Source organism: Microbispora sp. H10836 (assembly GCF_012999525.1).
Classification (GTDB): domain Bacteria; phylum Actinomycetota; class Actinomycetes; order Streptosporangiales; family Streptosporangiaceae; genus Microbispora.
In genome coordinates, this window is the sequence record NZ_JABBWU010000015.1 from 149,571 (window position 1) to 173,185 (window position 23,615).

The 23,615-nt window shown below is 72.5% G+C and carries 27 protein-coding genes and 1 tRNA gene; 14 read left to right on the forward strand and 14 right to left on the reverse strand.

The window, feature by feature from the left end; all coding sequences use genetic code 11:
• Positions 1-2 precede the first annotated feature (2 nt).
• The 3 genes from HHX30_RS26375 to HHX30_RS26380 all read left to right on the forward strand — a co-directional run bounded on the left by HHX30_RS26375 (position 3) and on the right by HHX30_RS26380 (position 722).
• Positions 3-236, forward strand: coding sequence for a helix-turn-helix transcriptional regulator (locus tag HHX30_RS26375; protein WP_076434397.1), 234 nt, complete (start codon positions 3-5; stop codon positions 234-236).
• Positions 233-367, forward strand: a complete 135-nt coding sequence (locus HHX30_RS42835) for a hypothetical protein (RefSeq protein ID WP_283246876.1) — start codon at positions 233-235, stop codon at positions 365-367. Before HHX30_RS26375 ends, HHX30_RS42835 begins: the two co-directional genes overlap by 4 nt.
• A 118-nt stretch (positions 368-485) precedes the next feature.
• A complete protein-coding gene (locus HHX30_RS26380) occupies positions 486-722 on the forward strand; it encodes a hypothetical protein (RefSeq protein WP_169984683.1) in 237 nt (78 codons plus the stop codon).
• Here HHX30_RS26380 and HHX30_RS26385 read toward each other — a convergent pair.
• The gene (locus HHX30_RS26385) at positions 704-1,213 is read right to left on the reverse strand and encodes an effector binding domain-containing protein (RefSeq protein WP_169984684.1); all 510 of its coding nucleotides are present in this window, start codon (positions 1,211-1,213) and stop codon (positions 704-706) included. The two genes, HHX30_RS26380 and HHX30_RS26385, sit on opposite strands and share 19 nt — an antisense overlap.
• 104 nt (positions 1,214-1,317) lie before the next feature.
• On the opposite strand from HHX30_RS26385, the gene HHX30_RS26390 reads away from it, so the two are divergent.
• From HHX30_RS26390 to HHX30_RS26410, 5 genes are all read left to right on the forward strand, one after another.
• Positions 1,318-2,757, forward strand: a complete 1,440-nt coding sequence (locus HHX30_RS26390) for a GuaB1 family IMP dehydrogenase-related protein (protein WP_169984685.1) — start codon at positions 1,318-1,320, stop codon at positions 2,755-2,757.
• An 83-nt stretch (positions 2,758-2,840) separates the two neighbouring features.
• Positions 2,841-3,494 (forward strand): general stress protein, encoded by a 654-nt coding sequence (locus HHX30_RS26395; protein ID WP_211592536.1) that lies wholly within the window; start codon positions 2,841-2,843, stop codon positions 3,492-3,494.
• A gap of 132 nt (positions 3,495-3,626) precedes the next feature.
• The gene (locus HHX30_RS26400) at positions 3,627-4,001 is read left to right on the forward strand and encodes an FKBP-type peptidyl-prolyl cis-trans isomerase (RefSeq protein ID WP_079316111.1); all 375 of its coding nucleotides are present in this window, start codon (positions 3,627-3,629) and stop codon (positions 3,999-4,001) included.
• 135 nt (positions 4,002-4,136) lie between these two features.
• On the forward strand, positions 4,137-5,639 hold the full coding sequence (locus HHX30_RS26405; RefSeq protein ID WP_169984686.1) for a glycosyltransferase family 39 protein: 1,503 nt from the start codon (positions 4,137-4,139) through the stop codon (positions 5,637-5,639).
• Between the two features lie 171 nt (positions 5,640-5,810).
• Positions 5,811-7,337: an ATP-dependent DNA ligase gene (locus HHX30_RS26410; protein WP_169984687.1), complete on the forward strand. Its 1,527-nt coding sequence runs from the start codon at positions 5,811-5,813 to the stop codon at positions 7,335-7,337.
• Between the two features lie 21 nt (positions 7,338-7,358).
• Here HHX30_RS26410 and HHX30_RS26415 read toward each other — a convergent pair whose 3' ends face one another.
• The gene (locus HHX30_RS26415) at positions 7,359-7,901 is read right to left on the reverse strand and encodes a DUF1707 and DUF4870 domain-containing protein (protein WP_169984689.1); all 543 of its coding nucleotides are present in this window, start codon (positions 7,899-7,901) and stop codon (positions 7,359-7,361) included.
• A 200-nt stretch (positions 7,902-8,101) separates the two neighbouring features.
• Between HHX30_RS26415 and HHX30_RS26420 the strand changes: the two genes are divergently transcribed.
• A complete protein-coding gene (locus HHX30_RS26420; RefSeq protein WP_169984690.1) occupies positions 8,102-8,449 on the forward strand; it encodes a hypothetical protein in 348 nt (115 codons plus the stop codon).
• On the opposite strand, the gene HHX30_RS26425 is transcribed toward HHX30_RS26420, so the two are convergent.
• The gene (locus HHX30_RS26425; RefSeq protein ID WP_169984692.1) at positions 8,428-9,522 is read right to left on the reverse strand and encodes a DUF4192 domain-containing protein; all 1,095 of its coding nucleotides are present in this window, start codon (positions 9,520-9,522) and stop codon (positions 8,428-8,430) included. The genes HHX30_RS26420 and HHX30_RS26425 overlap by 22 nt on opposite strands.
• 243 nt (positions 9,523-9,765) lie before the next feature.
• On the opposite strand from HHX30_RS26425, the gene HHX30_RS26430 reads away from it, so the two are divergent.
• The gene (locus tag HHX30_RS26430; RefSeq protein WP_169984694.1) at positions 9,766-11,358 is read left to right on the forward strand and encodes an ABC-F family ATP-binding cassette domain-containing protein; all 1,593 of its coding nucleotides are present in this window, start codon (positions 9,766-9,768) and stop codon (positions 11,356-11,358) included.
• On the opposite strand, the gene HHX30_RS26435 is transcribed toward HHX30_RS26430, so the two are convergent.
• Both HHX30_RS26435 and HHX30_RS26440 read right to left on the reverse strand, forming a co-directional pair.
• Positions 11,331-12,137 (reverse strand): EI24 domain-containing protein, encoded by an 807-nt coding sequence (locus tag HHX30_RS26435; RefSeq protein ID WP_169984696.1) that lies wholly within the window; start codon positions 12,135-12,137, stop codon positions 11,331-11,333. The two genes, HHX30_RS26430 and HHX30_RS26435, sit on opposite strands and share 28 nt — an antisense overlap.
• A 10-nt stretch (positions 12,138-12,147) precedes the next feature.
• A complete protein-coding gene (locus HHX30_RS26440; protein WP_169984698.1) occupies positions 12,148-12,735 on the reverse strand; it encodes a nucleoside triphosphate pyrophosphatase in 588 nt (195 codons plus the stop codon).
• Positions 12,736-12,795: 60 nt separating this feature from the next.
• On the opposite strand from HHX30_RS26440, the gene HHX30_RS26445 reads away from it, so the two are divergent.
• Positions 12,796-14,661, forward strand: a complete 1,866-nt coding sequence (locus HHX30_RS26445; RefSeq protein WP_169984700.1) for a CASTOR/POLLUX-related putative ion channel — start codon at positions 12,796-12,798, stop codon at positions 14,659-14,661.
• A gap of 26 nt (positions 14,662-14,687) precedes the next feature.
• On the opposite strand, the gene HHX30_RS26450 is transcribed toward HHX30_RS26445, so the two are convergent.
• From HHX30_RS26450 to HHX30_RS26460, 3 genes are read right to left on the reverse strand one after another with little or no spacing between them, the layout of a single operon-like run.
• On the reverse strand, positions 14,688-15,668 hold the full coding sequence (locus tag HHX30_RS26450) for a hypothetical protein (protein ID WP_169984702.1): 981 nt from the start codon (positions 15,666-15,668) through the stop codon (positions 14,688-14,690).
• A gap of 46 nt (positions 15,669-15,714) precedes the next feature.
• On the reverse strand, positions 15,715-16,377 hold the full coding sequence (locus HHX30_RS26455; RefSeq protein WP_310742158.1) for a peptidyl-tRNA hydrolase: 663 nt from the start codon (positions 16,375-16,377) through the stop codon (positions 15,715-15,717).
• Positions 16,374-17,633, reverse strand: a complete 1,260-nt coding sequence (locus tag HHX30_RS26460) for an MFS transporter (protein ID WP_169984706.1) — start codon at positions 17,631-17,633, stop codon at positions 16,374-16,376. The genes HHX30_RS26455 and HHX30_RS26460 overlap by 4 nt, the downstream gene beginning before the upstream one ends.
• 72 nt (positions 17,634-17,705) lie before the next feature.
• Between HHX30_RS26460 and HHX30_RS26465 the strand changes: the two genes are divergently transcribed.
• Positions 17,706-18,680 (forward strand): GlxA family transcriptional regulator, encoded by a 975-nt coding sequence (locus HHX30_RS26465; RefSeq protein WP_169984708.1) that lies wholly within the window; start codon positions 17,706-17,708, stop codon positions 18,678-18,680.
• 1 nt (position 18,681) lies between these two features.
• Here the strand turns inward: HHX30_RS26465 and HHX30_RS26470 are convergent, their stop codons facing one another.
• The 6 genes from HHX30_RS26470 to HHX30_RS26495 form a co-directional block, all read right to left on the reverse strand.
• Positions 18,682-18,888 carry a DUF6203 family protein gene (locus tag HHX30_RS26470; RefSeq protein ID WP_169984710.1) on the reverse strand — a complete coding sequence of 69 codons (207 nt, stop codon included), beginning with the start codon at positions 18,886-18,888 and terminating at the stop codon, positions 18,682-18,684.
• 35 nt (positions 18,889-18,923) lie between these two features.
• Positions 18,924-19,469, reverse strand: coding sequence for a nucleotidyltransferase domain-containing protein (locus HHX30_RS26475; protein WP_169984712.1), 546 nt, complete (start codon positions 19,467-19,469; stop codon positions 18,924-18,926).
• A tRNA-Ala gene (locus HHX30_RS26480) sits at positions 19,469-19,544 on the reverse strand. Before HHX30_RS26480 ends, HHX30_RS26475 begins: the two co-directional genes overlap by 1 nt.
• An 88-nt stretch (positions 19,545-19,632) precedes the next feature.
• Positions 19,633-21,072 (reverse strand): ATP-binding SpoIIE family protein phosphatase, encoded by a 1,440-nt coding sequence (locus tag HHX30_RS26485; protein ID WP_169984714.1) that lies wholly within the window; start codon positions 21,070-21,072, stop codon positions 19,633-19,635.
• A 39-nt stretch (positions 21,073-21,111) separates the two neighbouring features.
• The gene (locus HHX30_RS26490; RefSeq protein ID WP_211592537.1) at positions 21,112-21,663 is read right to left on the reverse strand and encodes a class I SAM-dependent methyltransferase; all 552 of its coding nucleotides are present in this window, start codon (positions 21,661-21,663) and stop codon (positions 21,112-21,114) included.
• Between the two features lie 244 nt (positions 21,664-21,907).
• Positions 21,908-22,471, reverse strand: coding sequence for a helix-turn-helix domain-containing protein (locus HHX30_RS26495; RefSeq protein ID WP_311922870.1), 564 nt, complete (start codon positions 22,469-22,471; stop codon positions 21,908-21,910).
• A gap of 67 nt (positions 22,472-22,538) precedes the next feature.
• Between HHX30_RS26495 and HHX30_RS26500 the strand changes: the two genes are divergently transcribed.
• Entirely contained in the window at positions 22,539-23,303 is a 765-nt protein-coding gene (locus HHX30_RS26500; protein ID WP_169984720.1) for an AzlC family ABC transporter permease, read from the forward strand.
• Positions 23,294-23,602 carry an AzlD domain-containing protein gene (locus HHX30_RS26505; RefSeq protein ID WP_169984722.1) on the forward strand — a complete coding sequence of 103 codons (309 nt, stop codon included), beginning with the start codon at positions 23,294-23,296 and terminating at the stop codon, positions 23,600-23,602. The genes HHX30_RS26500 and HHX30_RS26505 overlap by 10 nt, the downstream gene beginning before the upstream one ends.
• Positions 23,603-23,615: the final 13 nt, after the last annotated feature.

Genomic DNA, 23,615 nt, shown 5'->3' on the forward strand with positions numbered 1-23,615 from the left:
ACGTGGCCGAGGAGCCGGTGTTCAACCGCATCGCGGTGCTGAGGGCCGACCGCGGCGTCTCACGCCGGGACCTGGCCGCCGCGCTCGGGGTGCACTACCAGACGGTGGGCTACCTGGAGCGCGGCGAGTACAGCCCGAGTCTCCACCTGGCCCTGCGGATCGCGGAGTTCTTCGAGGTGCCGGTGGAGGTCGTCTTCTCCCTCAAGCCGTTTCCCAAGCTGGGGAGCACGTCGTGAGCGTGCGCGAGCGCTGGAACCGCCACATGGCCCGGGCGATGGAGCAGGACCGCCTCGTGCCGCTGCACCGCACCCGGCGGCGGCGCCGCCTGCTCGTCGTGGCGGGCGCGGCCAGCGTGCTGCTGCTGTAGGCGGACGCCGCGGTGTCGTGGGCGATCGCCCCGAGCGACGCCGCCGTCGGGGTCAACCTCGTGCTGCTGGTCGTCATGCTGGCGATCTGCATCCCGGGACACGTACGCCAACACGGCGATGCGGCTCATCCTGGGCGGCCTGGCGGCGTTCGTCGTGGTCGCGATGTGGGATGAGGGAGAGAAGGCGCACATCCCCGGCACCGCCGTCTTCCTCGGCGTCTTCGCCCTGTGGTGGACCCACTTCCTGCTGCCGCTGCTGGTCGCCGGGTGGTGGCTGCCCGACCCGCCGCCGGACGACGACCTCGACGAGGACCTGGACGACGACGAGGCCGGAGGTCAGGCGGGCGTGGCCTGAACCGGCGGAATGGGCCCGGTCGGATCCCCGAACGACGGCAGCGTGGCCACGAAGAGGTCGACGCCCCCGGGGTGGTGGATCTCCAGGTCGGTGGTGAAGGCACGGGCCGGGGTGAGGCCCGACTCCGAGTGCTTCCACACCTGCTGCCAGGCATCGAGGAGCGCCCCCGGCATCGGCCCCCGCGCCTCGAACAGCAGCGCGGGCACGCCGGGCACCCGCACGGCGACCATGCCCTCGGGCAGCCGCGCGGCCGTACGCACGGCCACGCCGACGATCTGGGTGTAGGCGCCGTTGTGGTCGCTCTCGTAGTCCGTCAGCACGGCGTACAGGTTCTCGTCGACCCGGCCGGGCACGTGCGCGAAGGCGCCGGGCGCTCCGGCGCGGGCCCACAGGCCCGGCAACTGGGCGCGGGCCGGGTCCGCCTCCGCCGCGTTGGTCGTCCGCACGGCGAAGCCGACGACGAGCGTCTCCGGACGGTCAACGATGATCACATGCTCTCCTCTCAGGCGAGGTCAATGTATCCCGTGTCCGGGTCTGTTCCGGCGGCGGCCGGGAATGCCGGGTATGACCCGCTCACAACGTAGGCTGGACAAACGTGCGATTCCTCAATGATGTGACGCCGCCCTACGATCTCACGTACAGCGATGTGTTCATGGTGCCGTCCCGTTCCTCCGTCGGGTCGCGTCTCGCGGTGGACCTGTCCACCGGCGACGGAACCGGCACCACGATCCCCCTCGTCGTCGCCAACATGACGGCCGTCGCGGGCCGCCGCATGGCCGAGACCGTCGCCAGGCGCGGCGGCATCACCGTCATCCCCCAGGACATCCCGATCGACGTGGTGGCCGACGTCATCGAATGGGTGAAGAGCCGCGACCTCGTCCACGACACGGCCATCACGCTCACGGCCCACGACACGGTGGGCGAGGCGCTCACCCTCCTGCCCAAGCGCGCGCACGGCGCGGTCATCGTCGTGGACTGGGAGAACCGGCCGGTCGGCGTGGTGACCGAGGCCGACTGCCACGGCGTCGACATGTTCACGCAGCTCTCCCAGGTCATGACCGCCTCACCGCAGACGCTGCCGCGCGGCGTCGATCCGCAGGCCGCGTTCGACGCGCTGCACGAGGGCCGCCACCGGCTGGCGCCCGTGGTGGACGAGGACGGCCGCCTGGTCGGCATCCTCACCCGCACCGGGGCGCTGCGCTCCACCCTCTACCAGCCCGCCCTCGACGCGCGCGGCCGGCTGCGCGTCGCGGCGGCGGTCGGGGTGAACGGCGACGTGGCCGCCAAGTCCAAGGAGTTGCTCGACGCCGGCGTCGACGTGCTCGTGGTCGACACGGCGCACGGCCACCAGGAGAAGATGATCTCGGCGCTGCGGGCCGTACGCGCGCTCGATCCCTCCGTGCCGGTCGCGGCCGGCAACGTCGTCACCGCGGAGGGCGTCCGCGACCTCGTGGACGCCGGCGCCGACATCGTGAAGGTCGGCGTGGGCCCGGGCGCGATGTGCACGACCCGGATGATGACCGGCGTGGGACGGCCGCAGTTCTCCGCCGTGCTGGAGTGCGCGGCCGAGGCCCGCCGCCTCGGCCGGCACGTGTGGGCCGACGGCGGCGTGCGTCACCCGCGCGACGTCGCGCTCGCGCTCGCCGCGGGAGCCTCCAACGTCATGATCGGCTCGTGGTTCGCTGGCACGTACGAGTCGCCCGGCGACACCCGCACCGCCCCCGACGGGCGGAAGTACAAGGAGAACTTCGGCATGGCCTCGGCCCGTGCCGTACGGCTGCGCACCGCCGAGGACTCGCCGTTCGAGAGGGCCCGCAAGGCGCTGTTCGAGGAGGGCATCTCGACGTCGCGGATGTACCTCGACCCGGCGCGGCCCAGTGTGGAGGACCAGATCGACGCCATCGTGGCCGGTCTGCGTTCCTCCTGCACGTACGCGGGCGCCACGACGCTGGAGGAGTTCCACGAGCGGGCCGTGGTCGGCGTGCAGAGCGCCTCCGGCTACAGCGAGGGCATGCCACTCCACCAGAGTTGGTGACTCCCCCTGTTCCGCACAGGAATATCGGGCTCTGTGGGGGTAGTGCGTTCGTGTACCGACCGCACTACCCCGCGGAGGCGATCATGCAGTACTCCCCGGCCGGAGGGCCGGTCAGTCCGGCGGTCGACAGACGGCTGCTGGTCAGTTACGACAACTACACGGCGGCGCAGCGCGCCGTCGACACCCTGTCCGACGCCGGGTTCCCGGTGGAGAACACCGCGATCGTCGGCAGCGACCTGCGCCTGGAGGAGACCGTCACCGGGCGGCTCACCAACGGCAGGGCCGCACTGTCGGGCCTGATCACCGGTGCGGTGTTCGGACTCGTCGTCGGCCTGTTCCTCGGGCTGTTCACCTCGACCACGACCTCGTTCATCGGGCTGGTGCTGTGGTCGATCCTCTGGGGCGCCATCGCCGGCGCCGCCTTCGGCTTCACGAGTCACGCCTTCACCGGCGGGACGCGCGACTTCTCGTCCAGGAGCTCGATCGTCGCCGGACGCTACGACGTGCTGGTCGCCTCCTCCATGCTCGACCAGGCCCAGGCGCTGCTGCAGGGCGGCGTGCAGCCGGCCGACACCGTCGTCGTCCAGCGTCCGCCGTCGGCCGGTCCCGTCACCACGTCACCGGTGACCACCGGCGACACGGCGCCGCAGGCCACCGGTTTCCCGGAGTCCGAACCCCGGGCCGAGGAGGTACGCGACGAAGACCGGGCGGGCGCCTCGCGGGGCCCTCGCCCGTAACCTCCTCCCGTCGTCCACGGAAGTCGCGACGCCTTCCCCACGCCGCGTGGGGAAGGCGTCGTCGTGTCGGCCGTCACCGGTAGAGTCGTCAGCCGGTCGGAACTTCCGGCACTGGAAGAACAGGAGGCCCACGTGGCACTGGAGAAGCCCGAGATCGACTTTCCCGAGGGCGCGCCGCCCGCGGACCTGGAGATCGTCGACCTCGTCGAGGGGGACGGGCCGGAGGCCAAGCCCGGGCAGAACGTGACCGTCCACTATGTCGGGGTGGCGTTCTCCACGGGTGAGGAGTTCGACGCCTCCTGGAACCGCGGCCAGCCGTTCCAGTTCCCGCTCGGCGGCGGCCGGGTCATCGCCGGCTGGGACCGCGGCGTGGCCGGCATGAAGGTCGGCGGGCGGCGCCGCCTGACGATCCCCCCGCACCTCGGGTACGGCAACCGCGGCGCGGGCGCCCTCATCAAGCCCGGCGAGACGCTCATCTTCGTCGTCGACCTGCTCGGCGTCGGCTGACCGGACACCGGAAGGCGCCTATCCGGGGGTAGGCGAGCCGGAGCGCTTCGAGGATGATGGCCGCGTGGACGATGCCCTCCCGAAACACGGCTCCAGAGGCGGCCCCTTGCGAACGCCGGCTTCCGGGAGGCCGGCGTGACCGCGGACGGACAGGCGATCACCGGCACGCCGGCAACCGGCGGGGTTGACCGGGCGGGCGGGCCGCTCGCCGCACCGCCCCGGGCCGTGGCCGCGATCGCCGCCGCGACCGTGGCCGTGCTCCTCGCGGTGAGCCCGTGGTACGGGTACCACCGCGACGAGCTGTACTTCCGCATGCTGGGCGAACGGCCGCGGCTCGGATACTTCGACACTCCGCCGCTGACCCCGGTGATCGCCCGGTTGTCCACGACGCTCTTCGGGGACACGGTCGTCGCGCTGCGGATCGTCCCCGCCCTGTGCACCGGGGCTCTGGTCGTGCTCGTCGCGCTGGCCGCCCGCGAGCTGGGCGGCGGCGGCGCGGCCCAGATCCTCGCCGCGGCCGGGACCGCGACCTCCGTGCTGCCTCTCGTGGCCGGGCACGCGCTGCTGACCCTCACCCCCGACCTCGTGCTGTGGAGCGCGGTCACGCTGTGCCTGCTGAGGGTGCTGCTCAGGGGTGACGGGCGCTACTGGCTCTGGACGGGAGCGCTGTGCGGGATCGCGGCGTACAACCGCGATCTGATCGTGGTGCTGCTGGTCGGCGTCGGCCTGGGCGTCCTCGTGGCCGGTCCGCGCGAGGTGCTGCGGGACAGGCGGCTGTGGGCGGGCGCCCTTCTGGCCCTGGCCATCGCCTCGCCCAACCTGGTCTACCAGGCCACACACGACTGGCCCCAGTTCCAGATGGCCCAGGCGTTGCGGGTCGACGAGGGCGCGGACAACCGTGCGGCCTTCTTCCCTCTGCAGATCGTGCTGCTCGGGCCCGTGCAGGCGGTGGTGTGCGTGGCCGGGTGGCTGCGGCTGTGGCGGAACCGGCGGGTCCGCTCGCTCGCCATCGCCTATCCCGTGGCCTGCGCGCTGATCCTGTATTCGGGCGGCCGCCCCGACTACACCGGCGCGTTCCTGCTCTACCTGTTCGCGGCCGGTTGCGTCACGGCGGCCGGGTGGCGGTGGCGGGCGGCGCTGGCCGCGGCACTGGCGGTCGGCGCCGTGGTCGCGGTGGTGATGGCGCTGCCGGTCGTCCCGGCCGCGTCGCTCGGGGGAACACCCGTGGCCGCCGTCAACGAGGTGGCCCGCGAGTCGGTGGGCATGCGCGACGTGGCGGCGCAGACGGCCCGGGTGGTGAACGGCCTGCCCGCCGCCGAGCGCGCCGGGGCGGTGCTGCTCGCGGCGAACTACGGCGAGGCCGGCGCGCTGCGCCGCTGGGCGGGCGAGTTCGGGCTGCCCCGGGTGTACAGCGGCCACAACGAGCTGTGGTGGTGGGGGCCGCCGCCGGAGGGGACCCGGGTGGTCGTGTCCGTCGGCTACCCGCCCGCCCGTCTCGGCGCCGCGTTCGCCGGCTGCGCCCCGGCGGGCAGGCTGAGCGGAATGCCGGGCGAGGAGCAGGGAGTGCCGATCACGGTCTGCCGCGACCCCGTCCGCCCCTGGCGGGACCTGTGGCCGAGCCTGCGCCACTACAGCTAGTGCCCCTCCCGCCAACCTTCGCCCCGTCGCGTCGACCAGAGCGGCACCTCGCCGCGTTGTCGCCCCACCCACTCTGGACACCGCTCCTTCCGGGCGGACTCCGGCGGTCGCGGCGCTGGTCTCCGACCCCCGGCCTGGGCATCTGCCGCTGCGGTGAGGCAGGATTACGGTGTGTTGCTGATCGACCTTGCCAGGACCTCCGCGGCCGTCGCCGCGGACTCGGCGCGGCTCGCCAAGATCAGGCATCTCGCCGAGCTGCTCGGCAGGGTGGGCGCGGACGAGGCCGAGATCGCCATCGCGTACCTGTCGGGTGAGCTGCCGCAGCGCCAGATCGGGGTGGGCTGGCGGAGCCTGTCCGACCTTTCCGAGCCGCGCCAGGTCGCCACGGCGACCCTGACCCGGGTCGACGAGCTGCTCGAACGCGTCAAGTCCCAGTCCGGCGCCGGTTCGCAGGCCGCGCGCCGTGAGCTGCTGGGCGAGCTGTTCGGCGCCCTCACCCGGCAGGAGCAGTCGTTCATGCACCGGCTGATGACGGGCGAGCTGCGCCAGGGGGCGCTGAACGGCGTGATGATCGAGGCGATCGCCATGGCAGCGAACGTGCCCGCGGCCGAGGTGCGCCGGGCCCTGACCCTGCGCGGCTCGCTGCCCGCCGTCGGCGCGGCCGCGCTGCGCGGGGGCGTCGCGGAGCTGAAGGCGTTCCACCTGGAGGTCGGGCGTGCGGTGGCGCCGATGCTCGCGCAGAGCGCGCCCAGCGTGACCGCCGCTCTGGAGAAGGCCGGCGTCCCCGCCGCGGTGGAGTGGAAGCTCGACGGCGTGCGGGTCCAGGCCCACCGGTCGGGCGACCGGGTCTCCGTCTTCACCCGCACGCTCGACGACATCACCGCCCAGGTCCCCGAGCTGGTGGAGGCCGTGCTCGGCCTGCCCGGGACCGATCTCGTGCTCGACGGCGAGGTCATCGCGTTGCGCCCGGACGGCCGTCCCGAGCCGTTCCAGGTCACCTCGGGCCGGGTGGCCAGCAGGACCGACGTCGCGTCGGTGCGCGCGACCGTGCCGCTGACCGTCTTCTTCTTCGACGCCCTGCGCGTGGGCGGCGCCGACCTGCTCGACCTGCCCGACGCGGAGCGGCACGCCGCGCTGGAGGCCGCGGTCCCGGCCGAGCTGATCACGCCTCGGCTCGTCACGGCCGACGCCGACGAGGCCGAGGCGTTCTTCGGCGACGCCGTACGGCGTGGCCACGAGGGCGTCGTGGTGAAGTCGCTGCGCACGCCCTACGCCGCGGGCCGGCGAGGGGCGGGCTGGATCAAGGTCAAGCCGCGGCACACGCTCGACCTGGTCGTGCTGGCCGCCGAGTGGGGCAGCGGACGGCGCCGGGGCTGGCTGTCCAACCTGCATCTCGGCGCCTACGACCCGGAGACCGGCGGCTTCGTGATGCTCGGCAAGACGTTCAAGGGCCTCACCGACGAACTGCTGACCTGGCAGACCGAGCAGTTCCTGCGACTGGCGGAGGGGCCGGCGGACGACTACGTCGTCACGCTCAGGCCCGCGCTGGTCGTGGAGATCGCCTTCGACGGCGTGCAGCGGTCGAGCCGTTACCCCGGCGGCATGGCACTGCGGTTCGCGCGGGTGCTGCGCTACCGGCCCGACAAGCGGCCCGAGGAGGCCGACACCGTGGCGGCGGTCCGCGTGCTCATGCCCTGACCGGGCGCCCCGCTCCGGACGTCACTTCACGAGGCGGATGGTCAGCGGGTAGCGGAACTCGGTGCCGGCGAGGGCCGACACCCCGCCGACGATGCTCAGGGCCAGCCCGACGACCCAGACGACCGGCACCAGGACGAGCCCGACGACGGTGATCGGCAGCAGCACGCTCGCCCCCAGCACGGTGAGGTGGAAGTTCAGCGACTCCACCGCGTGCCTCCTGATGTAGGGGGACGTCCGCCCCGCGGTCACCATCATCAGCAGCGGGCCGATGATGAACAACCCCAGCAGCCCGAACAGGTGCGAGGCCGCCGCCCCGACCCGGTCTCCCCCGTCGGGGGCCGCGGCCGCGTGGTACGAGGGCGGCCGGGGCACGTAGGCCGGACGGGTCCCGTACAGGTCGTTCATGATGGGCACGAGGTCGGCGTGCGTGCGCGCGGTCATCGCCAGGTGCAGGCGCTCGTCCATCTCGTACTTGTCGAGCCTGCCCTCGGCGTAGGCCGCCTTGACGTGCTCGACCACCTGTTCGCGGTCCTGATTGGTGACGCGCAGCTGAGGGTGTGGCATAGGGGCACGGCCCTGCCAGGGTGGTGTGACTGCCGTGGGCATCACGCATCGCCTTCCGTCACGTCGACTGCTCGGCTCTCTTCGAGTCTCCCTCCATCTTGTGCCGGTTACGCGCCCGGCGGCATCAGGGACATCCCCGACATCGCCCCGAGACCGTTCCCTTAACGCCATCGTGATCCACGGCGATGTATACAAGCACTATGAGATGGCGAGATCGCTATGGGCTCCGGCGGCGACGGGGCGCCCGCGTGGCAAAGTTCGACCGCGAGGCGACCGACGCCGACATCGAGACCCTCATCGAGTTCGCCAAGACGCGGCGTGGCGTCGAGTTCTACGTCGAGCCCGAGACCTTCGCGACCGACACCACCGCGGTGGCCGTCGCCCACGACGGGGAGTGGACCCGCCGCCGTGTCGGGTCTCCCGCGGTGATCGCCAAGGTCGCCAGGGACCTCGCTCTCCCGGTCTACGACGTGCAGCTCACCGGTTACCCCGCCCGGATGCGGGCCTACAACGAGCGCCGCCGGGCTCAGGACGGCGACCCCGTCTGACGGCCGTCCGGCACCGGCGCCGGCTCGGACAGGTCCCGGGCCAGCAGTGCGCGCAGCGGCGCGAGCCAGATCGCCCGGGGACGGCCCATCTCGTCGTCGAGTTCCTCCGGCGTCGGCATGCGGTCGCGGAGCATGGCGGGGGACATCATGTACGTCAGGGCCTGCCGGAGCAGGAGCGCCATCGAATAGCCGGGGTCTGCGGCGAGCGCCCGCTCCAGCGCCATCCCCGCGAGTGCGCACTCCCCCCGATGCCACGCGGCGGCCGCCAGCAGTGAGGCCGCGGGCGCGGCGTGGCCCGGCTCCAGGCGGCGGGTGAGGTCGCGCCACAACGCGATGTGCGCGTCACGGTCGTCGACCAACGCCCACGCCTCGTCCCGCACCCTGACCACGGCGAGGTCGAGCCCGAGCCGGGCGGCGCCCTCGTCGTCCAGCCGGCCCCCGGAGTCGTACAGGCCGAGGGCTCCGCGCACCCGTGCCAGCCCTTCGGCCACGAAGCGCGCGGCCAGTTCGTCCGCGGCGGGGCCCCCGGGCTCCGGCAACGCCCGCAGATCGGCCATCACACGGAGGGTGGCCTGCCGCATCGCCGCCCCGTCGGACCGCTGGACCGATCGCCGCAGGCTGCTCCGGTCGGGCAGGGCCACCAGCCCGTGCATCACGGCCTCCGCGGTGACACGGCTGCGCTCGGTGTCGTACGGCGTGCCCTCCGCGGGACAGCAGGTCGCGCTGCCGCAGGAGTAGGACCAGTAGCGCCCGCCCTCGGCCCGGAGGCTCTCCGTCACCCGGATGCCCCCGGCACGCAGCAACCGGGTCACCGTGTCGACGGCGGGGGTCACTGCGGCGCCGGGGCCGTACCCGACGACGAAGGCGGCGGTCACCGACTCGCGGCGCAGCAGCGCGACCAGCCGGTCGAGGTCATCGGAGGCGGCAGGCAGGTCCCAGCGCGTCGTCAGCCGCACCTCCGGGCCGGCGAAGCCGGTCACGACGAGGCTGTCGGCGGGATGGAACCCGACGAGATAGGGCACGGCGGCGAGGATGTCCGCCGGCGAGGAGAGCACGAGCTTCGGGATCGTCATGGCCGCAAGCCTCGCCGGACGGTCGCACCCCCAGGACCGCCGAAGCGCGTTCTGGGGACAGCCGTCCTCCTGTGGACAACCGGACGACCGGGCAGCAGGGCAGCCGGGCAGCAGGAAACCCGTTGGCACCGGACAGAGTGCTCGGCCTACACTCGGCACCATGTCTCTGCCCCGGATCTCCTAGCTCGGACACCCGCTTCCACGCCACCCGTGTGTCCTTGAGCTTCTCCGGAGCGTCACCCAATGATCACCCTTCACGGTGTCGACGTGCGCGTCGGCGCCCGTCTCCTGCTGTCCGGCGTCACCGCCCACGTCTCCCCCGGCGACCGCGTCGGCCTGGTCGGCCGCAACGGCGCCGGCAAGACCACCCTGCTGAAGACCCTGTCCGGCGAACTGCGACCGGCCGCGGGCACCATCACCCGCACCGGCCCGGTCGGCTATCTCCCGCAGGATCCCGCGGCGGCCGACCCGTCCCTCACCGTCGCCGCCCGCGTCCTGTCGGCCCGGGGCCTCGACGAGGCCGAGCGCGCACTGCGGGCCGCCGAAGCGGCCATGGCCGATCCCGCCCTGCGGGAGCAGGCGATGCGGCGCTACGTCCGGGCCGAGGCGGAGTTCGAGGCCCGCGGCGGGTACGCCGCGCAGGCCGAGGCCGCCCGCATCGCCGCCGGGCTCGGCCTGCCCGACCGGGTCATGGCCCAGCCGGTCGGCACCCTGTCCGGTGGGCAGCGCCGTCGGGTCGAACTCGCCCGCATCCTGTTCGCCGGGCACGGCACGCTGCTGCTCGACGAGCCCACCAACCACCTCGACGCCGACTCGGTCGCCTGGCTCCGGTCGTTCCTCGCCGGCCGCACCGGCGGGCTGGTCCTGATCAGCCACGACACCGGGCTCCTGGACGACACCGTGAACAGGATCTGGCATCTCGACCCCGGCCGGGCCGCGCTGGAGGTGCACAACACCGGCTGGCGCACCTATCTGGCCGACCGCGACGCCGTCGAGCGCGGCCGCGCCCGGCAGCGGGCGGTCGCCGAGCGCAAGGCCGCGGCGCTGCACGCGCAGGCCGACCGGATGCGCGCCGGCAAGTCGACGGCCGTGCGGGCCAAGGACATGGCGCGGCGGGCCGACCGCATGCTGGCCGAGGTGGCGCCGGCCCGCCGCGCCGAGAAGGTCGCCCGCATCCGGCTGCCCGAGCCCGCCCCCTGCGGACGCACCCCGCTGGGCGCGATCAGCCTGACCAAGGCGTACGGCGACCTGCGGGTGCTCGCCGGTGTGGACCTGGCCGTGGACCGGGGCAGCCGGCTCGTCGTCCTCGGCCTCAACGGCGCCGGCAAGACCACCCTGCTGAGGATCCTCGCCGGGCGGGAACGCCCCGACTCGGGCCGCGTCGTGCACGGGCCCGGTCTGCGCCTGGGCTACTTCGCGCAGGAGCACGACACGCTCGACCCGGCGCGCACAGTCGCCCAGAACCTCGCCGCCGCCGCGCCGCACCTGAGCGACGGCGAGGCGCGCCGGGTCCTCGGCTCGTTCCTGTTCGGAGGGGACGACGCGGGCAAGCCCGCCGGTGTGCTGTCGGGCGGCGAGAAAACCCGCCTGGCGCTGGCCACCCTGGTCTGCTCGCAGGCCAACGTGCTGCTGCTGGACGAGCCGACCAACAACCTCGACCCGGCGTCGCGGGAGGAGGTGCTGGGCGCGGTCGCCTCCTACCAGGGCGCCGTCGTGATGGTCACCCACGACGAGACCGCCGTGGAGGCCCTGCGTCCCGACCGCGTCCTGCTGCTGCCCGACGGGGTCGAGGACATGTGGAACGCCGGCTACGCCGGTCTCGTGTCCTTGGCCTGACCTTCCGGTACGGCCGCCGGCGCCAGACGCATGCGGACGAGCATGGCGGCGCCGGCGACCGCGCCGGGCATCGCGACGACGCTGACGAGCGGCACCATGAACGAGAGGAAGAGCGGCACGCCGAACCCGAGCGAGGCGGACATGTTCGAGCGGAGCAGGGCGAAACGCTCCTTGCGCCGCAGGCCCCGGCGTTCCATCGCCAGGGCGGTCAGCTCGACCGTGAGGAAGAACCCGGAGACGAGCGCCCCCACCACGGGCACCACGGTCTGCCCGACGACCGGCACGAAGCCGAGCACGAACAGCGGCACCGTGAACAGCAGGACATACCAGAGCGTGACGAGGCTGTCGCGGATCGACCGGAACAGGGACGACCAGAAGGGCTGGTCGCCGCCGGGAAGACCGCCGCAATCCTCCTCGACCTTCTCCGACAGCTTCTCGTAGAACGGGTCGCCGATGATGAGCGTGACCGCGGTGAACGTCAGCACGGCGAGCGCGAGACCCACCACGAAGATCATCACGCCGACCAGCGTGCGAAAGGTGTCGCGCCAGCCCCAGTCGTCCGCGAACGGCGTCGCCCAGGCCGCCACGTCGGTGGCGTGCGTGCCCAGCCAGACCAGCGCCAGGGCGTACAGCACCAGCGCGATCAACGCCGGGATCAACCCGAACAACCACCAGCGGGGATGCCGGGCGACCCACCCGAGACCCCGGAAGCAGTACCCGATTCCCTCGGCGAAACCGCCGACGCCGCGCCGTCCGGCGGGCCGCCCGATGCCACTCATGGCGGGCAGGCTAGCGCCACAAGGTCGTCACCGGCACATCCAGATCGGCGAAAAGGCGGCGAAGCAGGGGCAGTGAGATGCCGAGCACGTTGCCGTGGTCGCCCTCGATGCCCTCCACGAACCAGCCGCCCAGGCCGTCGAGCGTGAACGCCCCCGCCACGTGGAGCGGCTCCCCGCTGGCGACGTACGCCTCGATCTCCTCGCCGGACGGCGTGCCGAACCGCACCACGGTCGCCGCCACCTCGGACACCCCGCGGCCCCTCGCCACGTCGACCACGCTGTGCCCGGTCAGCAGCCGGCCGGTCCTGCCCCGCATCATGTGCCAGCGGCGCACCGCCTCCTCGGGCGTCCCCGGCTTGCCGTAGGCGACGCCGTCGAGTTCGAGCACCGAGTCACAGCCGATCACGATGCCGTCGCCGAGCGATCCGGCGACGGCGTCCGCCTTGGCGACGGCCAGTTTCAGGCACAGCTCCTCGGGCGTAGCGGCCGTGATCGCGTCCTCGTCGACGCCGCTGACGATCACCTTCGGATCGAGCCCGGCCGCCCGCAGCACACCGAGGCGGGCGGGCGAAGCGGAGGCGAGTACCAGATCCGTCACACGGTGAAGCCTAGTCGCTTCTACTATGTCTGGCGTTTGCCGATAAAGACGGGGGAGCCGGTGTCAAAACCCACGGTCAAGGAGCGCCTGAGCTACTGGTTCGACAACACGATGGCCAGGGGCACGGCCGCCCTGATCGGCTGGCTGGCCATGGTGTCGCTGGGGCTCATCGTGGTGGTCAGCGCACTGACGGTGTGGCTGACCCCCGACGAGGCACTCAAGTACCACGGGTGGCCGGGCGTGCTGTGGCTTGCGCTCATGCACGCGCTCAGCCCGGGGAAGATCGCCGGGGACGCCGGTACGGCGCCCTTCCTCGCCATCATGCTGGGTGCGTCCCTCGGCGGCATCTTCATCGTCAGCATCCTCGTGGGCGTGCTCTCCGCCGGCCTGCGCGGCAAGATCGAGGAGCTGCGCAAGGGCCGCTCGCGCGTCATCGAGAGCGGTCACACCGTCATCCTCGGCTGGTCCGAGCAGCTCTACACGATCGTCTCCGAACTGGTGAAGGCGCATGCCAGCCAGCACGGCTCGGTCATCGCGATCCTGGCCGACAAGGACAAGCCGGCCATGGAGGACGCCATCCGGGCGCGGGTGGGCGACACCGGCAGGACGCGGCTGGTCTGCCGCACCGGCCGGCCCACCGAACCGACCGATCTCGATCTGCTGAGCCTGAACACGGCGCGCACGATCGTCGTGTTGTCCCCCGAGAAGGACGACCCGGACGCGCACGTGATCAAGACCCTGCTCGCGCTGGCGAAGCGGGCCGGCGACCACCCTCCCGTGGTCGCCGCCGTCGCCTCCTCGCGCAACATGGCCGCCGCCCGGCTGGCCGGCGGGCCGGGCGTCCACCTGGTCGACAGCGACGACATCGCCGCCCGGCTGATCGTGCAGTCGTCCCGCCAGTCCGGCATGTCCGTCGTCTGCATGGACCTGCTGAACTTCGACGGCGGCGAGATCTACCTGCGGCGCGACCCGTCCCTCGCCGACCGGTCGTACGGCCGGGCCCTCGACGCGTACGCGACCGCGACCGTCCTCGGCCTGCGCACGTCCGGCGGCGTGGCGCTGAACCCGCCGGCGGACACGGTGATCGGGACGTCCGACGAGCTCGTCGTGCTCGCCCAGGACGACTCGCTCATCCGCCTGGCGAACGGCACCGCACCCGCCGAGGAACGGCACATCGTGCCCGCGTGCGCCCCGGAGAGGGTCGCCGAGCGGACGCTGATGCTCGGCTGGAACGGCCGGGCCGCACGGATCATCCGCCACCTCGACGGCTATGTCACATCCGGATCGGTGCTCGACGTCGCGAGCGACCACCCCGGCGCGGGGATCGGCCTGGCGCACCTCGCCAACCTGGCGGTGAACGTCAAGGAGTGCGACGCCACCGACAGGTACGCCCTGGAGTCCCTCGGCGTCGGCGTCTACCAGCACGTCATCGTGCTCTCCGACGACCGGCACGACCCGCGCCACGCCGACACCCGGACCCTGATGACGCTGCTGCAGCTGCGCGACATGCAGGCGACCCTCGGCGAGAAGTACTCGATCGTGAGCGAGATGCACGACGAGAACAACCGCGCGCTCGCGGAGGTCACCGAGGCCGACGACATCGTGATCAGCGACACCGTGATCGGCCTGCTGCTCGCGCAACTCGCCGAGAACCCGCACCTCGCCGAGGTCTTCGGGCAGCTGTTCGACTCCGCGGGCTCGGAGGTCTACCCGCGGCCCGTGGAGAACTACGTGACCACCGGCGTGCCCGTCGCCTTCCGCACGATCGTGGAGTCGGCCCTGCGGCGCGGCGAGACCGCGATCGGCTACCGCCTGGCGGCGAACGCCGGAGAGCCGCCCCACTACGGCATCGTGCTCAACCCCGACCGGTCACGGACGGTGACGTTCGCCCCCGGCGACTCCGTGATCGTCCTAGCCGAGCACTGAGCCGATACACCGAGCCGAGCGCTGGGTCAGAGCGCCCTGACCGACGACATCACCGTGTTGATGTCGTGCCAGCGCTTCTTCTGGCCGTCGGGGATCGTGACGAACACGACGGCGGGCTTCTTCTCCGGGACGTCCACGAGGGCCAGCGCCGCCGCGGAGACCCGCTTCTTGCCCTTGAGCGTGTAGTGCACGGTGTAACCCAGCAGCCAGCCCTTCCGCTTGCCCGCCTTGAAGGGCTGGGAGGCCGTCCAGGTGATCGTGGCACCCGAGGGGTGGTGGTTCAGGGTCCACCGGGCGGCCAGGAACGCGGTGTCGCGCAGCGTCTCCTGCTCCGGGATCGGCACGGGGCAGGAGACCACCATCCCCCGGTACGACGCGCCCTTCACCCTGGGCAGCAGCTGGCGGGAGGCGAACGGCGTGGGCGTGACAAGCGCCCACTCCTTCGCGAAGCGGGCCAGGGCGACGCCGGAGCGGCGGTCCTTGACCAGGCCGCGGGTGGCGGCCGCCCGCCCGCGCAGGCCGCGAAGCCGGCGGTCGGCCTTCGGCAGCGCGGGCACACGGGGATCCTTCAGGGCCGCCGCCAGCGCCGGATCCACGGCGCCCGGACTGGCCGCCGAACTGGCCGCCGGACTCGCGGCGGGACTGGACAGGGGGCTGAGACCGGGCGTGGCCACCGCGCCCGCGGCCGGCGCGGCGGCGCTCGACGCGGACGGGAACGGTTCGGCCGAGAGCAGGCCGACCGCGGCGGACTGACGCGGCGCGGCGGCCGTGGTGGCGGGGTCGTCCCGGTTCAGCAGCACGACGGCCGCGCCCGCCCCCAGCACGGCGACCCCCGCCGCGACCGCGACGACCTTGTAGACCACCCGCATCGGCAGGTCCCCGAGTTTCTTCGGAGGACTCGCCGGCGGCACCGGCTCAGGGACCGTGATCTTCGGGAGCGGAGTGGTCTCGGCCTCGGCCGCTAAGTAAGAGGGGACGGCCTTCGTCCCGTGATCCCCAGGTGACACGATCGGGAGCGTACGGCAAATCCCGCTATTTCGGGTGCCTTCCCCATCACACTTCGGGAACGCCCACCCGCAGCCACGGCGCGTCGGCCACGACCGTCGCGGAGCCCGGTTCGATCTCGGTGAACCCGGCGTCCCTGACCACCGGCAGCCCGCTCGCGGCCAGCGCGTCCCACCCTCCGGGGGCGGCCGTCCTGACCCGTACGGCGAAGCCGCGCCCGCGCCAGGTCGCCCGGTCCGCCTCGCCCGCGCCCCACCAGGCGAACTGCGCGCCGTGGCCCGCCTGAGCCATCGCCTTGCCCGCCGTCATCTCCAGACGGGGATTGATCCAGAGCACCACGTCATCGGGGCCCGCCTCCGGCGGCGCCACGTCGTCGGTGAGCTCGGTGCCCGACACCTGGAGCCTGGCGAGGTCGCGCGGCCAGCCGTCCAGCGGCACGGGAGGATGCACGCGCACCTCGGCCGTGCCCACGGCGACGGTGATGCCGGGCAGGGCGAGCGCACGCCGCCACTCGGCGCCGCGTGCCCGCCTGACGACCTTCCTGATCCGGCCGTCCTGCCACTCGGCGACCTCCTGCGGCCACTGTCCCCCGTTCCCGGCACTGTCCAGCAGGCGCACCACCGCCGTCGCGGCCGCCTCCAGCGCGTCGGTGCGCCGCGGCGGCGCGGCCCGCTCGATGCGTACGACCAGGGGAAGAACGCGTTCGGTCACCCGACAAGGATCGCAGCATCGCGGCGGTCCCGGACACGCGTGACGATACGGGACGACATGAGCGCGGCCAGCAGGCACAGCGCGCCCGAGCCGTACCACGCCAGGTCGTAGTTCCCCAGGTGGTCGCGGGTGAGCCCGGCCACGGTGGCGACGACGGCCGCGCCGACCTGGTGGGAGGCGAAGACCCAGCCGAACACCACGGCGCCGTCCGCGCCGAAGATCTTGCGGCACAGGGCGACGGTCGGCGGCACGGTGGCCACCCAGTCGAGGCCGTAGAAGACGATGAAGACCAGCATGCTCGGCTCGGCCGTGGCGGCGAAGAGCTGCGGCAGGACCAGCAGCGACAGCCCGCGCAGCCCGTAGTAGACGACGAGCAGGAGCCGCGGGTCCACCCGGTCGCTCAGCCAGCCGGAGAAGACGGTGCCGGCGATGTCGAAGACCCCGATCACGGCGAGCAGCGAGGCGGCGGTGGTCTCCGGCATGCCGTGGTCGTGGGCGGCCGGGATGAAATGGGTGCCGACCAGGCCGTTCGTGCTCGCCCCGCAGATGGCGAAGCCGAGCGCGAGATACCAGAAGCGCCGGGTGCGGGCGGCGTCCCGCAGCACCCGTACGGCCCGCGCGGCTGCCCCCCTGCCCGATGTGCGCACGACCGGCTCGGTCGCGCCCAGCGCGGTCAGGCCCAGCTCCTCCGGAGTGTCCCTGAGCAGGAACCACACGAGCGGGACGACGGCGAGCGCGGCCGCCGCCACCGTGACCGAGGCCCACCGCCAGCCCTGCGACTCGGCCAGGTGCGCGAGCACCGGCAGGAAGACGAGCTGTCCCGTCGCCCCGCCCGCCGTGAGCACGCCGGTGACCAGGCCGCGGTGCCGTACGAACCAGCGGTCGGTCAGCGTGGCGGCGAAGACGAGCGCCATCGAGCCGGTGCCCAGCCCGACCAGAACGCCCCAGAGCGCGACGAGCTGCCAGCTCGCGGTTATGAGAACGGTCAGGCCGCTGCCCACCGCCACCAGCAGCAGGGCGCAGGAGACGACGCGGCGCATGCCGAAGCGGTCCATGAGCGCCGCCGCGAACGGCGCGCACAGCCCGTAGAGCATGAGGTTCACCGAGACGGCGAGCGAGATCGTGCCCCTCGTCCAGCCGAACTCGTCCTCCAGCGGCGTGATCATCACGCCCGGCGTGGCGCGGAACCCCGCCGCCCCGATGATCGCGACGAAGGCGACGGCGGCGACGATCCACGCACGATGCAGCGACTTCATGGCGAGCATCATCCTGTTGTGTCCGCCATCGGGGACAGTGGCCGAGAGGCCAACATGTGAAAGAATCGGGCCATGCATCCGGCTGTGCACCGCGTCGCCGTACTGGCCCTGGACGATTTCGCCACACTCGACCTGGGCATCCCCGGGCAGGTGTTCTGGGCCGCCCGCGACCCCGGCCCGCTGTACGAGGTCGTCACCTGCACCCCGGGCGGCCGCCCGGTGCGGAGCCGGGCGGGCTACAGCGTGGTCCCCGATTACGACCTCGGCGTGCTCGCGACGGCGGACACCGTGGTGGTACCGGGCATCCACAGCGGAGCGGCGCTGGAGAACGGCACGTTCGACGGGGAGGTGCGCGAGGCGCTGCGGGGGGTCGCCGGGCGTGCCCGGCTCATCTCGATCTGCACCGGCGCCTTCGTGCTGGCCGCCGCAGGCCTGCTGGACGGGCGCCCGGCGACGACGCACTGGCGCAACGCCGCGGCCTTCCGCGCGCTGTTCCCCCGCGTACGGCTCGATCCCGACGTGCTGTTCATCGACGACGGCGACGTGCTGACCTCGGCGGGCGTGGCGGCGGGGATCGACCTGTGCCTGCACGTCATCCGGCGCGACCACGGCAGCGAGGTGGCCAACCGCACCGCCCGCCGGTGCGTCACCCCGCCGTTCCGGGAGGGCGGCCAGGCCCAGTTCATCGAGCGGCCGCTGCCCGACCCCGCCGGGACGACCACGGCGCCGACCCGGGCGTGGATGCTCGAACACCTGGAGGAACCGGTCAACCTGACGGCCCTGGCCGCGCACGCCCGCATGAGCGTGCGGACGTTCACCCGCAGGTTCCGGGAGGAGACCGGCCTCAGCCCGGCCAGGTGGCTCGCCGGGCAGCGGATCGCGCACGCCCGGCATCTGCTGGAGACCACCGACCTGCCGGTGGACGCGATCGCCAGGAAGGCCGGGTTCGGCAGCGCGGTCTCACTCCGCCAGCACCTCCACGCCGCCGTGGGGGTGTCCCCCCTGGTCTACCGGCAGACGTTCCGCACGCCCGCCGTGCTCGGCTGATTCACCGGCGGTCGCGGGCGGCGGGACCGCGCCAGGCGTAGGGGTTGCCCGACCGGCGTCCGGGCTCGCGGCGCGCCGGGGTCTGCGCGGGCTGCTGCTTGCGGGTCCGCCGCTTGCGCATGAACAGCCAGCCGAGGCCGAGCACGACCATCCCGATCGGCGTACGCGCCAGCCAGCGGGTGACGACGAGCTGCAGGATCCTCTTCATGACACCCGCCTCTACCCGGCACGGGTGTGACCATGTCACCGATGGGTTGGCGGTATCTCGAAGCCGAAGGTCTCACTCAGTGCGCGGACGTCTTCGAGGTCTTTCTCGGCAGGGGGGTACGCCGTCTTGAAGGCGAACATCCATTCCGGCGCGACGCAGGCCACGGTACGGCCGTCGATTGTGCCCTCGCCCGTCAGCGAGCCGTGGGGGTACTCGATCCCGTATACGTTCCTGCCGGTCTCGTCGTACTCGAACACGTGCACGTCGACACGGCGGCCCCGGTCATCGGTCACGACGTAGTTCCAGGCGGTGTCGTTGTCGTCGCGCCTCTTCGTGTATCCGAGGTCCGTCATGTGTTCGATGAACCGCTCTTCGTCCTCGCGGGCGAGCGCCACATCGAGGTCGGGGTGCTCTCTCGTCTGCCTGCCCAGAAGGGCGTCGACGCACCAGCCGCCGTCGATCCAGATCTTCACGCCACCTTCGGCGAGATACCCGTAGATGCCGCAGACCGTCTCGGCGTCCGTCGAAACGCCGAGAGCCGCCCTCCGGGCGGAGGACGGCTCTTGCGGTGCTTCAGTCATGGTGGAGCTATGGGGACTCGAACCCCAGACCCCTTCCATGCCATGGAAGTGCGCTACCAGCTGCGCTATAGCCCCTCACCCACGCCGCGTCGGCGGCGCGTGGCCAGTGTATAGGACTTTCGCGGCGTGGGTGTAACCGAGAAGGTCTCGGCAGGCGCGGGCGTCAGCGAATCGCCAGTGAGAACCAGACGGTCTTGCCTCCCGCCACCCGGCTGGTCCCCCAGTGCTCGGCGAGCTGGCTGACCAGATACAGCCCTCTGCCGTCCTCGTCGAGCGGGCCGGGTTCGCGGACCACCGGCAGCCGGTGGTCGTCGTCGCTGACCTCGCACAGCAGATGGTCGGTGCGCAGCAGCCTGAGGGTGATGGGCCGCTGGGTGTGCCGTACGGCGTTGGTGACGAGCTCGCCGGCGAGCAGCTCGGCCACCGGGATCAGCCGCGTGAGACCCCACGAGTCGAGCGTCCGGCGGACCAGGCCGCGCACGCGCCCCGGCGTCGTCGGCTGGGGCTCCAGCAGCCACTGGGCGACGTGCTCGCTGGGGATGCCGCGGAACCGGATGGCGAGCACGGTGACGTCGTCGGTCCTGGCGGCGGACAGCACGTCGTCGCTCAGCGCCTCGATCGAGGTGCCGTTCGCGAGCCTGCGGCGCAGCGACTCCACGCTCAGCCCGATGTCCTGCCCGCGCTCCTCCACGAGCCCGTCGGTGTAGAGGACGAGCATGCTGCCGTCCTCCGCCGCGATCTCCATCGTCTCGAACGGCGTACGGCCCAGCCCGATCGGCGGGCACCGGGGCGGCGACAGGACCTCCGCCTTGCCGTCCGGCCCCAGCAGGATCGGCGGCAGGTGCCCGGCGCTCGCGATCGTGCACCTGCGCAGCACGGGGTCGTACACGCAGTAGACACAGGTGGTGAGCGTCTGCGCGGCCAGCCGCTGGGCCATCTCGTCGAGCGAGTGCAACACCTGCTCGGCCGGCAGGTCGAGCGAGGCCAGGGTCTGCACGGCCGTGCGGAGCTGGCCCATCACCGCCGCCGCGGCCAGCCCGTGTCCCATCACGTCGCCGACGACCAGCGCCACCCTGCTGCCCGGGAGAGGGATGACGTCGTACCAGTCGCCGCCCACCCGCTCGGCGGCGGGCTCGTAGCGGTAGGCGATCTCCAGCCCGGGCAGCTCGGGCGGGTCGCCCGGGCGCATCCCGCGCTGGAGGATCTCCAGGGTCTCGTCCTGCTGCCGGTCCCGCCGCCCATGGAAGATCGTGAGCGCGGCGGGCACGGCGAACTGCCCGGCGGCCAGCACGTGGGCCTCGCCGAAGGGCGGCCGCCGGGCGTCGCGCGCCAGCAGCGCGCAGCCGACCGGCGCGCCGTACGCGCGGAGGGGCACGGCGAGCAGGTGCCCGTCGAGCAGGGCCGCCTCACGGATGCCGTCGCCGGTCCAGCGCGGCGGCAGCCGTCCGTCGGGATCGACCCGCTGACAGACGGCGCCGTCCACGTAGACCGCGGCGGCGTCGGCCAGGCCGGGCACGACCGCCTCGCAGAGGACCCTCGTCGCCTCCTCCGGCCCCGGGCTTTCGCCGATGGCACGGACGATCCCACTGACATCACTCAGCACGGCGAGCGGTTCCCCGTCTCCCGACACGGGTGTGGCCGCTCAGAATTTGTCGTCGCGCCGGCAGTTGACGAACAGCTGGATTTCCGGCGGCGCCTGGGTGGTCGCCGGAGCATACGAAAGGTGATTCTCCGACAGCACGCTGAAACCGGCGGCTTCGATGACCTCGCGCAACTCGTCGCGCAGATATCCGGTCACCCGCACCGGCGCGCCGAGAAACTGGAAAGGCACGTCGTCGAGGTCGATTTCCACCATGCTCAGCGTGAACAGGCCGCCGGGCGCGAGCACGGCGTGGATTTTGTGAAGCGCCTGCTCGATCTCGGCGCGCGGCAGCATCAGCAGGCTGAAGAAGGCCGTCGCGGCGTCGAACACGCCGAGCGAGTCGTCGAGGTCGAGCACGTCACGTTCGAGGAAGGTCCCGATCGGCACGTTCTTCCGCGCCAGGTCCAGCATGACCGGGGAGATGTCGATGCCGGTCACCTCGCAGCCCGCGTCGGCGAACTGCTGGGCCGTGGGCGCGCCCGTGCCGCAGCCCACGTCGAGGACCCGCGACCCCGGCTTCAGTTGCTTGATCAGCCATTCACCGGCGGCCACCTGGCCTTCCTTGTGCGGGAACGCCTCGTCGTACCGGCCGCCGATGCGATTGAACGCCTCAGCCTGGATGGCGCGGTACTCCTGACGCGGATTGTCCGGTCCTGATTCGATTGTCATCGTCGCCGCCGTTAATGATCAGCCGTCTTTGCCTCCTTCTAGATAGGGGGCTGAACCCCAACAAGTCAAGGCATTCCCCGGCCAAATGGGCTTTTCGGCCAGCGAATGTGTCAAAGATCGTTGTCAACTAGATGTGCTCGATGACGATGACCGCGGTGGTGCGGGGTTCGAGCGCCTCGAAGACGTGCGGCGCGTCTCCGGGATAGACGACGTAGTCCCCCGGCCCGAGCTCCACCGGTTCCTCCGCCGGCCCGGCCGACGCCCGGCCGGTCCCGATCACCAGATGCTCCGTCGTACCGGGCCGGTGCGGGTCCGACCTGTGGGGCGGGCCCGGCTCGGCCGCGATGCGGTAGAGGTCACGCCGGGCGTGCGGCGGGCAGGAGGCGAGCAGCGTGACCCCGTAGCTGGCCTGCTCGGAGTAGGTGGCAGGGCCCTCCCCCGCCCTGATGACCTGGACGACCGTGCGCGGCGGGTCCACCAGGCGGCTGAACGGCACGCCGAGCGCGGCCCCGAGCGCCCACAGGGTCTCCACGCTCGGGTTGCCCGCGCCCGACTCCAGCTGCGAGAGCGTGGACTTGGCGATGCCCGCCCGCTTCGCCAGCTCGGTCAGCGACAGACCGGCGCGTTCACGCTCCCGGCGGATCGACGCCGCGATCAGCGCGATCAGGTCGAAGGACGCCTTCTCAACCACGTGTTCGCTCCACGCTTCCAAATGTTCGACTTGACGAACCCCATCATCTCTGTTCACTCTACTGGACATGCATTCGATATGGCGAACACTCGATCGCGGCACCCTCCGCGACATCGCCCTGGTCTGCCTCGCCGACGCCATGGTGGGCGCCGCGTTCGGCGCGATCGCCGTGTCCGGCGGCCTGCCTCCGTGGGTGCCGGTCGTCATGTCCCTGCTGGTGTTCGCCGGAGGCGCCCAGTTCGCCGCGGTCGGCGTGGTGCTCTCGGGCGGCGCCCCGATCGCCGCCGTCGCGGCCGGTCTGGTGCTGAACGCACGCCTGCTGCCGTTCGGCTTCGCGGTCGGCAACGTCCTCGGCGGCAGGTGGTGGACGCGTCTCGCCGGCGCCCACCTCATGACGGACGAGGCGGTGGCCTTCGTGGTGCGCGACGGCGATCCCCGCCGGCGTCACGCGGCGTTCTGGGCCTGCGGGCTCGGTCTGTTCGTCAGCTGGAACGCGGCCGTCGTGCTCGGCGCGCTGGCCGGGCGCGGCATCGGCGACACTGCCGCTCTGGGCCTCGACGCGGCCTTCCCCGCGGTGCTGCTGGCCCTCGTCCTGCCCTCGCTCACCGGGCGGTCCGAGCGAGCCGAGCGAGCCGAGCGAGCCGAGCGAGCCGAGCGAGCCGAGCGAGCCGAGCGAGCCGAGCGGAACGTGCGGAACGCCGCCCTACTCGGGGCGGCCGTCGCGGTGGCGGCCACGCCGTTCCTGCCCGCCGGCCTGCCGGTGCTGCTCGCCCTGACCGGTCTCGTGTTCACCGTACGGACCCCCACCGGTTCGGAGGTCTCATGCCCCTGATCGCCATCCTCGCGCTGGCCGCCGGCACCTACGCGTTCCGGCTGGCCGGCCCGGCGCTGCACCACAGGCTCCGGCTGCCGGGACGCCTGCGTCACCTGCTGTCCGTCACCGCGACCGTGCTGCTCGTCGCCCTGGTGGCCACCTCGGCCCTCACCGAGGGGCACGGCTTCGCCGGATGGGCCCGGCTCGCCGGGGTGCTCGTCGCCGGGATCCTCACGCTGCGGAAGGCGCCGTTCCCCCTGGTCGTCGTCCTCGCCGCCGCCACCACGGCGGTCCTCCGCCTCCTCGGCGTACCCTGAGACACGTACCCCT

Bases quoted from the DNA above. Each gene is read 5' to 3' on its own strand.
- HHX30_RS26435 (WP_169984696.1), bottom strand. From the start codon at position 12,137: ATGAGTGGCATCGGGCGGCCCGCCGGACGGCGCGGCGTCGGCGGTTTC.
- HHX30_RS26425 (WP_169984692.1), bottom strand. From the start codon at position 9,522: ATGACGATCCCGAAGCTCGTGCTCTCCTCGCCGGCGGACATCCTCGCC.
- HHX30_RS26475 (WP_169984712.1), bottom strand. From the start codon at position 19,469: ATGACTGAAGCACCGCAAGAGCCGTCCTCCGCCCGGAGGGCGGCTCTC.
- HHX30_RS26465 (WP_169984708.1), top strand. From the start codon at position 17,706: ATGCATCCGGCTGTGCACCGCGTCGCCGTACTGGCCCTGGACGATTTC.
- HHX30_RS26505 (WP_169984722.1), top strand. From the start codon at position 23,294: ATGCCCCTGATCGCCATCCTCGCGCTGGCCGCCGGCACCTACGCGTTC.
- HHX30_RS26460 (WP_169984706.1), bottom strand. From the start codon at position 17,633: ATGAAGTCGCTGCATCGTGCGTGGATCGTCGCCGCCGTCGCCTTCGTC.
- HHX30_RS26500 (WP_169984720.1), top strand. From the start codon at position 22,539: ATGCATTCGATATGGCGAACACTCGATCGCGGCACCCTCCGCGACATC.
- HHX30_RS26380 (WP_169984683.1), top strand. From the start codon at position 486: ATGCGGCTCATCCTGGGCGGCCTGGCGGCGTTCGTCGTGGTCGCGATG.
- HHX30_RS26470 (WP_169984710.1), bottom strand. From the start codon at position 18,888: ATGAAGAGGATCCTGCAGCTCGTCGTCACCCGCTGGCTGGCGCGTACG.
- HHX30_RS26430 (WP_169984694.1), top strand. From the start codon at position 9,766: ATGATCACCCTTCACGGTGTCGACGTGCGCGTCGGCGCCCGTCTCCTG.
- HHX30_RS26415 (WP_169984689.1), bottom strand. From the start codon at position 7,901: ATGCCACACCCTCAGCTGCGCGTCACCAATCAGGACCGCGAACAGGTG.
- HHX30_RS26395 (WP_211592536.1), top strand. From the start codon at position 2,841: ATGCAGTACTCCCCGGCCGGAGGGCCGGTCAGTCCGGCGGTCGACAGA.
- HHX30_RS26420 (WP_169984690.1), top strand. From the start codon at position 8,102: ATGAGATGGCGAGATCGCTATGGGCTCCGGCGGCGACGGGGCGCCCGC.